Origin of the sequence: Shewanella marina JCM 15074 (assembly GCF_000614975.1) — a bacterium.
Taxonomy (GTDB): domain Bacteria; phylum Pseudomonadota; class Gammaproteobacteria; order Enterobacterales; family Shewanellaceae; genus Shewanella; species Shewanella marina.
Window position 1 is genome coordinate 110,559 of record NZ_BALM01000006.1, and the last position, 12,545, is coordinate 123,103.

The 12,545-nt window shown below is 40.8% G+C and carries 13 protein-coding genes; 11 read left to right on the forward strand and 2 right to left on the reverse strand.

All coding sequences use genetic code 11. The annotated features are described in order from the left end of the window. Position 1: 1 nt before the first annotated feature. Complete coding sequence (locus JCM15074_RS06795; RefSeq protein WP_025820535.1) at positions 2 to 253, reverse strand: hypothetical protein; 252 nt, start codon at positions 251 to 253, stop codon at positions 2 to 4. 368 nt (positions 254 to 621) lie between these two features. Between JCM15074_RS06795 and JCM15074_RS06800 the strand changes: the two genes are divergently transcribed. Next, entirely contained in the window at positions 622 to 1,296 is a 675-nt protein-coding gene (locus tag JCM15074_RS06800; RefSeq protein WP_025820536.1) for a nitroreductase family protein, read from the forward strand. Between the two features lie 6 nt (positions 1,297 to 1,302). Here the strand turns inward: JCM15074_RS06800 and JCM15074_RS06805 are convergent, their stop codons facing one another. Then, positions 1,303 to 1,614, reverse strand: a complete 312-nt coding sequence (locus JCM15074_RS06805) for a hypothetical protein (RefSeq protein ID WP_025820537.1) — start codon at positions 1,612 to 1,614, stop codon at positions 1,303 to 1,305. 476 nt (positions 1,615 to 2,090) lie between these two features. On the opposite strand from JCM15074_RS06805, the gene JCM15074_RS06810 reads away from it, so the two are divergent. From JCM15074_RS06810 to JCM15074_RS06845, 10 genes are all read left to right on the forward strand, one after another. Further along, positions 2,091 to 3,839, forward strand: coding sequence for a sigma 54-interacting transcriptional regulator (locus JCM15074_RS06810; protein WP_025820538.1), 1,749 nt, complete (start codon positions 2,091 to 2,093; stop codon positions 3,837 to 3,839). A 411-nt stretch (positions 3,840 to 4,250) separates the two neighbouring features. After that, entirely contained in the window at positions 4,251 to 5,126 is an 876-nt protein-coding gene (gene ygeW, locus JCM15074_RS21300) for a knotted carbamoyltransferase YgeW (RefSeq protein WP_267880173.1), read from the forward strand. Between the two features lie 65 nt (positions 5,127 to 5,191). Then, positions 5,192 to 5,437, forward strand: coding sequence for a hypothetical protein (locus JCM15074_RS25235; RefSeq protein WP_267880174.1), 246 nt, complete (start codon positions 5,192 to 5,194; stop codon positions 5,435 to 5,437). A gap of 86 nt (positions 5,438 to 5,523) precedes the next feature. Next, on the forward strand, positions 5,524 to 6,726 hold the full coding sequence (gene dpaL, locus JCM15074_RS06820) for a diaminopropionate ammonia-lyase (protein ID WP_025820539.1): 1,203 nt from the start codon (positions 5,524 to 5,526) through the stop codon (positions 6,724 to 6,726). A 117-nt stretch (positions 6,727 to 6,843) separates the two neighbouring features. Continuing rightward, a complete protein-coding gene (locus JCM15074_RS24845) occupies positions 6,844 to 7,239 on the forward strand; it encodes a hypothetical protein (protein ID WP_234400177.1) in 396 nt (131 codons plus the stop codon). Further along, positions 7,191 to 8,054, forward strand: coding sequence for a YgeY family selenium metabolism-linked hydrolase (locus JCM15074_RS21305; protein ID WP_234400178.1), 864 nt, complete (start codon positions 7,191 to 7,193; stop codon positions 8,052 to 8,054). Before JCM15074_RS24845 ends, JCM15074_RS21305 begins: the two co-directional genes overlap by 49 nt. A 139-nt stretch (positions 8,055 to 8,193) precedes the next feature. After that, positions 8,194 to 9,465 (forward strand): dihydropyrimidinase, encoded by a 1,272-nt coding sequence (gene hydA, locus JCM15074_RS21310; RefSeq protein ID WP_304621826.1) that lies wholly within the window; start codon positions 8,194 to 8,196, stop codon positions 9,463 to 9,465. Then, positions 9,432 to 9,779, forward strand: a complete 348-nt coding sequence (locus JCM15074_RS25395) for an amidohydrolase family protein (protein ID WP_304621827.1) — start codon at positions 9,432 to 9,434, stop codon at positions 9,777 to 9,779. The genes hydA and JCM15074_RS25395 overlap by 34 nt, the downstream gene beginning before the upstream one ends. Before the next feature lie 73 nt (positions 9,780 to 9,852). Next, complete coding sequence (arcC, locus tag JCM15074_RS06840; RefSeq protein WP_025820540.1) at positions 9,853 to 10,761, forward strand: carbamate kinase; 909 nt, start codon at positions 9,853 to 9,855, stop codon at positions 10,759 to 10,761. 145 nt (positions 10,762 to 10,906) lie between these two features. Then, complete coding sequence (locus JCM15074_RS06845) at positions 10,907 to 12,538, forward strand: NAD(P)-binding protein (RefSeq protein WP_025820541.1); 1,632 nt, start codon at positions 10,907 to 10,909, stop codon at positions 12,536 to 12,538. The last annotated feature ends 7 nt before the right edge of the window (positions 12,539 to 12,545 follow it).

A 12,545-nucleotide genomic window follows, 5' to 3' on the forward strand; every position in this document is an offset into this window, starting at 1 on the left:
ATCAAATAAACCAGCGTAAGATAGAGCAGAGACTCATCAATACCACGGTTAAAGTGATAATCGGCATGCTTAAGCGTCGATCAAATATCATCACGGCAATTAACACTAATAAGGCGGGTGTCGCCCAGTTGTATCCCATTTGGTCAAGCTTTTCTAATACGTAAACGGTTGAACTAATAAATAGATAACTTATTACAGCAACGAGCATTAATAGTAATGACGTCCTGAGTTGCGATTGTTTATTTAAAATCATAATTATTCTTATTTTTCTTGTTTATATTGTAATTTAACATTTTTGCAACTATGCATTATTCTATTTTTTGTGACCGATCTCAACAAAATTTTTTTTATCGTTTATATTCAATATGATGAAAAGTGCTGTAATTCATGTCGGGATGATTATTGCAGCGGAAAAGATGGTTTTCAGCCTGAAAACTACACTTTATGCTGTTTAGTTGAGCAAGTCAGATGTAAGAGATTTGCTTGCAAAATTAGGGCTAAAAACCATAACTCGTGAGCAAGATATATTCAATTTAATATAGCGTTTCGATTTGATTCTCGTTTTTGTAAGCGTTACAACTAGTGTTCTCAAACAAACTAATAACACTTGTGAGGGGCTATATGATAGAAAAACATGTTGCTTTGACGGATTTTGTGGAATACCCACCACAGCAAATGCTAATGCGAGCGCAGCAGAATTTAGTACAATTACAAAGGCGCCATTCGATTCGAATGTTCAGTGAACGCACCGTTGATCAAGCGGTTATTGAGCAATGTATTTTGGCGGCGGGCAGTGCTCCGAGTGGCGCCAATCATCAACCTTGGCATTTTGTGGCAATTAGTTCAGCAGATATCAAAAAACAGATCAGAATTGAAGCTGAAGCGATTGAGCAGGCATTTTATGCGGGTCGAGCTGCAGAGACTTGGTTAAATGATTTAAAACCGTTAGGTACCAGTGCCGATAAGTCATATTTAGAGCATGCACCGTGGTTAATTGCTGTTTTTAGTCAGAAGAAAGGCGGCATTATGCAGGATAATGAAACGGCTAATTATTACGTGCATGAGTCAGTAGGTATTGCCACTGGATTTCTAATTCAAGCCTTGCATCATGCTGGGTTAGGGACATTAACTCATACCCCTAAACCGATGAGCTTTTTGACTAAAATTTGTAACAGAGATCCTGACAATGAACGCCCGTATATGTTGATTGTTGCAGGATTTCCAGCGACTAATGCGACAGTACCAGAGTATGCACTGCATAAAAAATCGCTGGCGCAAATCAGTGATTTTATTTAACTCGGTTTAAAAAGGTTTAATAATACCTAATAAGATACATATGCTGATCAAGATGAAGATTGGGAATTGATACTTGTTAATAAAATTAGGGAGCACTGCAAGTATCGCCAAAATACCGCAGAAAATGCCTGCTTGAGCGTAAAAGTTATCGATTTGCATTGATAGGCTTATTGCTTGAGTGACGTAGTTTGTGATGTATAGTGCAAATATAATTAGCGCAATACCGAGTATGCCACATACAAGCATCAACCAGAAAGCAGGTTTATCGTCTTCGAATGTTTCTTTACAGTTACTGAGTAAATCTTTGATAAATCGCATTATGCTGTACGTCCGAGTTATTATTATTGTTTAATCGTAGGTTGTTTTTAATATTTTCTTATAAATTTAATTGTTTACAATTCAACCACCTACAGTAATTATTATAACGTCAAAATGACTTATCGTCATACTGAAATTTATTTGGTTATTGATGCTGATATTTTTATTTATATTATCTAATTTGCTTATATTCAAGAGTATTAAATAAGTGCTAAATAATAATACTTAGGTTCTATTTATATATTAATGCTTGGTTATATATCAACTTGTAAATGAGAGTTAATTACATTAAATAACTGTCATTTATTATTTTTAGTATTATTTTTAGAAAGCGTGAATATCAACACAATAAATAATAGTGCTTTTACGGTATAACTATAAAGTTGATTATCTTGGATTGATTATAAGGATGTTGATAACAACATAATTATAAATCGATAAATAAGTGATATGAACATATGGAGATGGAACCTTGTATGCTGAGTAATTCTCAAAGTTCAGAACTAATGAAACTGCAACCTATGATTGTCAGATTCACTCATATGTTGGCATCTGTTCTGCAGTTGGATGCTGAAGTTATTGATGACAATTTAGTGAGAGTTGCAGGTACTGGACCTTATCGCAACTGTTTAGGTGAAAAACCGCTTTCTGGTAATGGTATTTTTAGTCATATCTTACAAACTAAAACAGAAAAAGTGATTATTAATGCTCAGCAAGATCCCATTTGTTTGGGCTGTAATTTTAGAGATAACTGTCAAGAGACGGCATTTTTAGGCGTACCTATTATGCTCGATGAGCGCTGTATTGGCGTCATAAGTATCGTTGCATTCACATTAGATTCTCGGGCTCGTATTAAAAATCATGTCGCTATGTTTTCTGAGTATATTCACCATATTTCTCAAATTTTTGTGGCAAAAATATTGGATAGTAAAACCGTTAAATCAGAGATCGATGGGGTTTTAAAAAGCTTAATAGAAAACATGGATCAAGGCGTCTTAGTGCTTGATAATGCAAATCGGGTTCGATTTGGTAATTTACCTGCATTAACTCATCTGAATTTAGATGCTAGTGAATTAACTAATTCAATTATAGATATAAAACCGATCGTGCTTAAGCGAGTGCCACAACCGAGTGGTCATCAGCAACATATTCTGACGTTTGGTACAGAGCAAAAACTATTGAATGGTCAATTCTACCAGATCAATGGTCATCAACTGTTTTTAATGGCATTTTACCAATCAAGTTGCTGTGAAGTAGGCGATAACAGCCAGACCTTACTCAATAAAATTATTGGTGATAGTGCCAAGATGCAGCAAATTAAGTTATTGCTGACGCGGATTTCTAATAGTCCTTCCAGTGTATTAATTAGTGGTGAAAGTGGTACAGGTAAAGATGTCATTGCCCACGCTATTCATGATTTAAGCGACCGTAAAGATCATCCTTTTGTGGCGATTAACTGTGCCGCTATTCCAGAGCAACTACTTGAAAGTGAGCTGTTTGGTTACGAAAAAGGGGCTTTTACTGGCGCTTCAACTAAAGGTCATAAGGGCTTAATTCAAACCGCTAACAAAGGTACCTTGTTTCTAGATGAAATTGGCGATATGTCAATGAAACTACAAGCTAAATTATTACGGGTATTGGAAGAGCGCAAAGTGATGGCTGTCGGTTCGAGTCAATCTACTTATGTTGATATTCGGGTGATTTCTGCCACCAACCGTAATTTTTCTGAGTTAATTGCCAATGGCGAATTCAGAGAAGATCTCTATTACCGTTTGAATGTTATTCCAATTCACTTGCCTGCACTGCGTGAACGTACTGGGGATGTTGAACGCTTTATTAAACATTTTATCAATCTGCACGCGCATCGCATTGGCGTTAATAGCCCTGAGCTTTCAAGCTCAGTATTAGCCTTGCTTAATGCTTACCATTGGCCGGGTAATATTCGAGAGTTAAGTAACTTAATTGAATACCTGGTTAATATTGTGCCTGAGGGCGATTCCATTGATGAGGATTTATTACCACCTTACTTTTCTCAGGTTAAATTAACCAGTGAGCCTGCGACTCGAATTATTGCTGACAGTAATAATATGAGTTTAGAGCAAATGGAATTAATTCGAATTGAAGAGAGTTTAAACCGTTTAGGTAATCGTAATCTAGTCGCAAAAGAGCTTGGTATTGGTATTGCGACACTTTATCGGAAAATAAAAAAATATAATCTTCAATAGAAACAAGCAATAAATAAAAAGGAGCTAATGCTCCTTTTTTTATTAGTTGAAAATAAAAAGTGATCACGATCTAATTAATTATAAAATTAATATAAATATCAATTTTTTGATTTAGTTAATAACTAATTAAATTAATAAAACACAATGATGATATCAGAATGATAAATTCAAAATAACTGGCTATCAAATTGGTTTTGTTAATTGATAACACCTGATAATTATTTTATTGGCTGAATTTTTATTTCTTGACGCTCTGTGTAACTCATTGTTATTAAACAATATAAAAAACTTTCTCGGTCATTAGTGTAATTGGCACAGAATGTGAATTACCTAAGTCAGACGCTTGTTATGTTCGCAAGCACTTCACAACATTCCATCTTATTAAATACGATAATGAATTAGGGACAAAAGATGAAAAATATCAATACACTGATTGAGGAAATTAATGGTTTAAAATCTGAGTTGCATGATAAGGATTTTCTATTAACGTGGGAACAAACACCTGAAGAGTTAGAAAGAGTGTTGAAAACCGCTGCAGCATTAAAACAGATGCGTAATGAAAATATTGCAACGAATGTATTTAACAATGGTTTAGGTATCTCTTTGTTCCGAGATAATTCAACCCGTACACGTTTCTCATATGCTTCTGCTATCAACATGTTAGGTCTTGCTCAACAAGATCTAGACGAAGGCAAATCACAAATTGCTCACGGCGAAACCGTACGTGAAACCGCTAACATGATTTCATTCTGCGCTGATGCAATTGGTATTCGTGACGACATGTACTTAGGTGCTGGTAATGCTTACATGCGTGAAGTGGGTGAAGCATTAGATGAAGGCGTTAAAGAAGGTGTTTTACCACACCGTCCTGCACTAATTAACCTTCAGTGTGATATCGACCACCCAACTCAGTCTATGGCTGACCTTGCATGGTTAGAAGAGCATTTTGGTAGCTTAGATCAACTAAAAGGCAAGAAGATTGCGATGACTTGGGCTTATTCTCCAAGCTATGGCAAACCATTATCAGTACCACAAGGCATTATCGGCTTGATGACTCGCTTTGGTATGGATGTCACTCTTGCTCATCCAGAAGGCTATGACTTAATCCCTGAAGTTGTAGAGCAAGCGCGCATTAACGCTGCTGAGTCAGGCGGAAGCTTCACTCAAGTAAACTCTATGGCAGAAGCTTTTGAAGGTGCGGATATTGTTTATCCAAAATCTTGGGCTCCTTATCAAGTGATGGAGCGTCGTACTGAGTTACTTCGCGCCAACGATCACGACGCTTAAAAGCCCTTGAGAAAGAGTGTTTAGCACAAAACGCACAGCATAAAGACTGGCATTGTACTGAAGAGATGATGCAGTTAACGAAAGAAGGCGAAGCATTATATATGCATTGTCTACCTGCTGACATTACAGGTGTTTCATGTAAAGAAGGTGAAGTGACTGAAGGCGTATTTGATAAGTACCGCATCGCGACTTACAAAGAAGCAAGCTGGAAGCCATATATCATCGCTTCAATGATTCTTAACCGTAAGTACCAGAACCCAGGTTTAGTGCTACAGCAGTTATTAAACGACTACGATAAGCGCGTTAAATAAGCCTATCACCATGGTTTTAATTAGCCAGTAATCGACGAGAGAAGGCTGTTCTCTCGTCACCTTCTCTTCGTTTAAAGGGGTTTATTGTGTCTACATTCTCTTTAAAGATGGATATTGCAAATAACCATCATTTTACCGGTCAGCAGTCTCCACTATTTAGTGTTGAAGAAGCACAAAAAGCACATGCTTTTCATGCCAAAATTGCTGGTTATCAAGCAACCCCACTGCAATCACTGGATCATTTAGCAGCGCATTTTGGCATCAGTAAAATACTGGTCAAAGACGAGTCATATCGATTCGATTTAAACGCGTTCAAAATGCTTGGCGGCGCATATGCGGTGGCGCGTTTGTTATGTGAAGAATATCAACTTGATATTAATGAATTTAATTTTGAAACGCTTAAAAAAGATATCAAACAACCGATGACATTTGCTACCGCAACAGATGGTAATCACGGTCGTGGTATTGCGTGGGCTGCCAATCAATTAGGCCAACACGCTGTCGTGTATATGCCAAAAGGTGCAGCAGCAGAGCGGGTAGAAAATATTCGTGCATTAGGCGCTGAATGTATTGTGACCGACCTTAACTATGACGATGCTGTGCGCTTAGCAATCAAGACTGCGGCTGAAAATGGTTGGAAAGTCGTACAGGACACAGCTTGGGAAGACTATGAGCAGATCCCGACTTGGATTATGCAAGGTTATACCACGCTAGGTGTTGAAGCGGTTGAGCAGATGCAAGCGATGAACGTGAAGCCAACTCACCTATTTTTACAAGCAGGTGTTGGTGCGATGGCTGGCGGCGTGTTGGGTTACTTCACTAATGTGTATGGCGCAAATAACTTACACAGTGCCATTTTAGAGCCTGAATTAGCTGATTGTATTTACCGTTCTGGTATTAGTGCTGATGGTCATATGGTCAATGTTGACGGCGATATGGCAACCATCATGGTTGGTCTTGCATGTGGTGAGCCTAATCCATTGGGTTGGCCTGTACTACGTGACTGTGCTACCCAATTTATCTCATGCCAAGACAGTGTTGCTGCATTAGGTATGCGAGTGTTGGCTAACCCACTTAAAAACGATCCTAAAGTGATTTCGGGTGAGTCTGGTGCCGTGGGTGTTGGTCTATTAGCTGCTATTTATCATCATCCACAACGCGCTGAATTAATGGCCAAATTGGGGCTAAATAAAGACTCAGTGGTGTTAGTGATTAATACCGAAGGTGATACCGACCCCGTGCACTATCAAGAAGTGTTATGGGAAGGCAAACACCCAACAACAGCGTAAGTTTTACCGATTGGTCAAAGTGTAGATTTACCAAGTCATCTAAGTGGTCTGCGCTCAAAAAATAATGAAATGGATTTTCGGTTGTGATGACCCCCAACCGCTTATTGGAGAAAGATAATGGCTATTCCTTTTAATGACGTACTTGCAAAAGCTCAAGAATACAAAGCTGATATGACTCGCTTCCTACGCGATATGATTGCAATTCCAAGTGAGAGTTGTGATGAAGAAAAAGTCGTCTTGCGTATTAAAGAAGAGATGGAAAAAGTAGGGTTTGATAAAGTTGAAATCGATCCAATGGGTAACGTGTTAGGTTGGATTGGTCACGGTCCTCATTTAATCGCAATGGATGCGCACATCGATACTGTTGGTGTGGGTAACATGGACAACTGGACTTTTGACCCATATCTAGGCATGGAAGATGATGAAATCATCGGCGGCGTGGTGCATCAGACCAAGAAGGCGGTATGGCGTCTATGGTTTACGCGGGCAAGATCATTAAAGATCTTGGTCTAGAAGATGAGTACACACTATTAGTGACGGGTACTGTGCAGGAAGAAGACTGTGATGGTCTATGCTGGCAGTACATCATCGAAGAAAGCAAAATCCGTCCTGAGTTTGTTGTTTCTACTGAGCCAACAGATTGCCAAATTTACCGCGGTCAACGTGGTCGTATGGAAATCCGTATCGATGTTGCAGGCGTGAGCTGTCATGGTTCTGCTCCTGAGCGTGGCGACAACGCTATCTTCAAAATGGGTCCTATCTTAAACCAACTTGAAGGTCTGTCTCATAACCTAAAGGATGATGAATTCTTAGGTAAAGGTACGCTAACTGTTTCTGAAATTTTCTTCACTTCACCAAGCCGTTGTGCTGTTGCTGATAGCTGCGCAGTATCAATTGACCGTCGTTTAACTTGGGGCGAGTCATGGGAAGGTGCACTAGAAGAGATCCGCGCACTTCCAGCAGTGCAAGAAGCAAATGCAGTTGTTTCTATGTATGAATATAACCGCCCAGCATACACAGGTTTAGTATATCCAACTGAATGTTACTTCCCTACTTGGGTGATTGACGAAGAGCATGTGGCAACTAAGACGCTTGAAGCTTCTTACGAACTACTATTCGACAAGAAACCAACGGTAGACAAGTGGACTTTCTCAACTAACGGCGTATCAATCATGGGTCGTTATGGTATCCCTGTTATCGGTTTCGGTCCTGGTAAAGAGCCAGAAGCTCACGCGCCTAACGAGAAGACTTGGAAAGATCATTTAGTGACATGTGCGGCTATGTACGCAGTGATCCCACAAATGTATTTACACCAACTTAAAAAGTAGTTGCTTGACGCGGTAACGTTAGTGTTACCGCTTTTTCTGCCACCTTTAATGCCTCATTTAAAGGTGGGTATGAATGACTAGCCTTAATATTAACCCAATCAGTAACGTGCTGTGTTAAGGCGCAGATTAGGACGATCTTATGGCTAGTTTTTTTCATGTTAATGATGCTCCATTTAATCGTGATGGGCGTGTCAATCAGATCAAAAATTTCATCATGGCATTGGCGTTTGAATATAAGTGTGAACTGATGAAATTGGCGAGTTTATTACGGCCAAAACAGGGTGGACAGATAGAGGTTGAAGCAATGGAACAGGCAAATCTATTAATTAAAAATGCCAAGCTGGTGGATGATCGCCAGCAATATGACGCTGATATGCTGATCCTTGATGGTCGTATTGAATTAATTAACACCCAAATTGATGCTGCAGATTGGCCCAATATTAAAGTGATTGATGCTAAAGGCTTGTGGTTAATGCCGGGCGGTATTGATGTGCATACCCATTTTAATATCGATGTCGGGATTGCTCAAAGCGTTGATGACTTCTTTACCGGCACCCGTGCAGCAGCCTGCGGTGGCACTACGATGGTGGTGGACCATATGGGCTTTGGCCCTAAAGGCTGTAATCTGCATTATCAGCTGGAACAATATAAGCAACATGCCCAATCTCGGGCTGTGATTGATTACAGTTTCCATGGGGTTATCCAACATATTGATGCTGATATTTTGGCAGAAATGCGTTCCATGGTGGAGCAAGAGGGCATTAGTAGCTTTAAGTTGTATCTCACCTATGGCTACAAGTTGGATGATAGCGAAGTTTTTCAAGCGGTATCAGAACTTAAAAAAGTAGGGGCTTTAACCACGGTTCATCCTGAAAATGATGCTGCCATTGTACAAATACGCCAACAACTTGAGGCCAAAGGGCAAATATCGCCACGTTATCTTGGTGTCAGTCGGCCGTTAGAGTGCGAAGCGGAAGCGATAGCACGGATGATCAATTTAGCCAAATTAGCCGGTGATGCGCCGCTGTATATTGTGCATTTATCTAATGGGTTAGGGTTAGATTATGTGCGCTTAGCACAACACAATGGTCAACAAGTTTGGGCGGAGACTTGCCCACAATATCTAGTGCTTGATGATAGCTGTTATGAGCGTGAGGATGTGCTTAAATTTACCCTTAGCCCACCATTACGTCCGCAAGCTGAGCAAGCAAAGTTATGGCAAGGTTTGATTGATGGCAGCATTGATACTGTCGCAACCGACCATTGTTCATTTAGTTATCAGCAACAAAAGCAGCTTGGTAAGGATGATTTTAAAGCTTGCCCTAATGGTCTTCCCGGTGTTGAAACACGTATGCCATTACTGTTTTCAGAAGGGTTATGCAAGGTCGGATTAGTCCATCACGTTTTGTAGAACTTACTAGCACTATGCCGGCAAAACTATTTGGTTTATATCCACAAAAGGGCTGCTTACAAATTGGCAGTGATGCCGATTTAGTCCTATTTGATCCGCAATTTAAACAAACCATTAGTCATGATCTGTTACATGACAATACCGATTACAGTCCGTTTGAAGATATTGCCGTGACTGGCTGGCCTGCCATCACGATTAGCCGTGGTCGTATCGTCGCCGAAAATGGCAAATTCAAAGGGCAAGCGGGTCAAGGCCAATTTATTTACCGCAAGAAATTCCAAGCTCCCGTAAGTGGAGACAACCAATACCAATAATATCCAGTGATAGGGGTCATAGCGTCCTTACCTATGACACTTAGCATACTGAAGTAGAGTCAATGGAGTGAAAATGAAACCTTTAGTTGTTATCGCCCTAGGTGGCAATGCCTTATTACGTCGTGGCGACGAGCCATCAATCACTAATCAATTAGCTAATGTAAAAATTGCTGCGCAAGGCATCGCTGAAATTACTAAGCAATATCGTGTCGCAATTGTGCATGGTAATGGTCCACAAGTGGGCTTGTTAGCACTGCAAAATTTAGCCTATGACAAAGTGGCACCGTATCCATTAGATGTGTTAGGCGCTGAGAGTGAAGGCATGATCGGTTATATGCTGGCTCAGGAGCTACAAAACCTTATTCCTAGCACCCAAGTAACCACCTTATTAACCCGCGTTGAAGTGGATCCAAATGATCCAAGTATGCTTGATCCATCAAAGTTTGTTGGTCCGGTTTATAATCAGCAAGAAGCCGCAACGATTGCTGAAGCGAATAACTGGATTATGAAGGCTGATGGCGAATATATGCGCCGTGTGGTGCCATCTCCTAAGCCACAAAATATTATTGATAAAGGCGCAATTGAACAGCTACTTGCTGCTGAGCATATTGTGATCTGTTGTGGCGGTGGTGGTATTCCTGTTCGTAAAGATGGTCAAGGTTTTGTTGGTGTTGAAGGGGTAATTGATAAAGATTTATCGGCAACACTATTAGCGAAGCAATTACAGGCTGATAAATTATTAATTTTAACCGACGCAGATGCGGTTTATTTAGATTGGGGCAAAGAGACACAGCGTGCTTTAAACCAAACCACACCAACTGAATTAGCACAGTATCAATCACAATTCCCTGCAGGCTCAATGGGCCCGAAAGTGGAAGCAGTGAGTGACTTTGCACTGTTTGGTGGCAGAGCCTATATCGGCGCCCTTGAAGAAGGTGTTGATGTGTTAGCGGAGCAAGCTGGTACTTGCGTGTCTAACTAACTCAGATGAAATAAAGATCATCATAAAATAAGCTTAACTTCATGTTTTATTGTGTTATTTAGTAAAGAATAACGCAAATTATGAAGACAAGCTGGGGTCACACTGATTACTCAGTGTGACTTATCTCTGCGTTAAGGTTATCTATATGAATCATTCTTATATTGATATGACACTGCCACCAGATCTGCGTGCTAAAAAGGGGTCTGGGCCAGTAAGATCGAAAGTTCCCGTTTATTGTAATACCTTGCCACCTTGTAATCATGCTTGTCCGACCGGCAGTAATATTCAAGCCTGGTTATCACTGGCTCAAGCCGAGCAATACGAAGCCGCCTTTCAAGAACTCATTAAAAACAATCCTCTTCCTGCCATCCACGGCCGTGTTTGTTACCATCCTTGTGAAAATGCCTGTAATCGTAGTCAAGTTGACCAATCTGTGAGTATTCATGCCGTTGAGCGTTTCTTAGGTGACAGCGCGATTGAACAAAAATGGCCAGTCCGTTTTGAAGCAATGCCAACGGGCAAGCGTATCTTGATTATTGGTGCGGGTCCAAGTGGCTTAGCAACGGCTTATCATTTAAAGCTAAAAGGCCATGATGTCGAAATTCGTGATGCGGCGCCAGTAGCGGGCGGCATGATGAATTATGGTATTCCAGCCTATCGTTTACCGCGTGATATTTTGCAGCAAGAGATAGCCCGTATTGAACAAATGGGCATTAAAATTGTGCTTAATTACACGGTTGATGACATCTTAGCTGAAAAAGTGAAAGGTGGATTTGACGCGGTATTTTTAGCCATTGGCGCCCACGTTGGCCGTGGCGTTGATATTGATAATGATCATCCTGAAAGAGTTTGTGATGCGGTGACTTATCTACGTGATATCGAATTAGGTACCGCGCCAACTCTTGGCCCTAAAGTGGTGGTTTATGGCGGTGGTAATACCGCGATGGATGCGGCTCGTACCGCAAGGCGTATGGGTTGTGAAGTATGCGTTGTCTATCGCCGCGATCGTGAACATATGCCAGCCCATGACTTTGAGTGCGCAGAAGCGATAGAAGAGGGCGTGAGTTTCCATTGGTTACGAACCATTAACCGTATTGATGATCGCGCTTTTACTCTTGAAAAAATGGTGATTAACGAACAAGGCCGACCTCAGCCGAGTGGCGAATTTGAAACCATTGAAGCAGACTCATTGATTCTGGCACTTGGCCAAAATATTGATACCAAGTTAACTCAAAATGTACCGGGTGTTGAGTATCAACAAGATGGCACTGTGATGGTTAACGAGCAAATGATGACGGGTTACCGTGGTTTATTTGCGGGTGGTGATATGGTGCCGAGCGAGCGTACAGTCACTATTGCAGTTGGTCACGGTAAAAAAGCCGCAGCCAATATTGATGCCTTCCTACGTAATCAACACTACAGCAAAATCAGCAAACAACCTTTGATTAAGTACGACAAATTGCATTTGTGGTACAAGACCGATGCCGACCAATCCGCGCAACCTGAAATTCCATTAGTTGAACGCGCGACTTCATTTAATGAAGTGGTGGGGGGATTAACGGCTGAGCAGGCTCACTATGAAGCGATGCGTTGCTACTCATGCGGTAACTGTTTTGAGTGTAATGGTTGTTATGGCGCTTGTCCTCAGGGCGCGATTACGCGCTTAGGCCCTGGTCAAGGTTATAAGGTGGATTATGACAAGTGTACTGGCTGCGAAGCCTGTGCTTCACAATGCCCTTGTCATGCGCTGGAGATGGTCTCTATTGAGACTGCGTAGGAGTCGA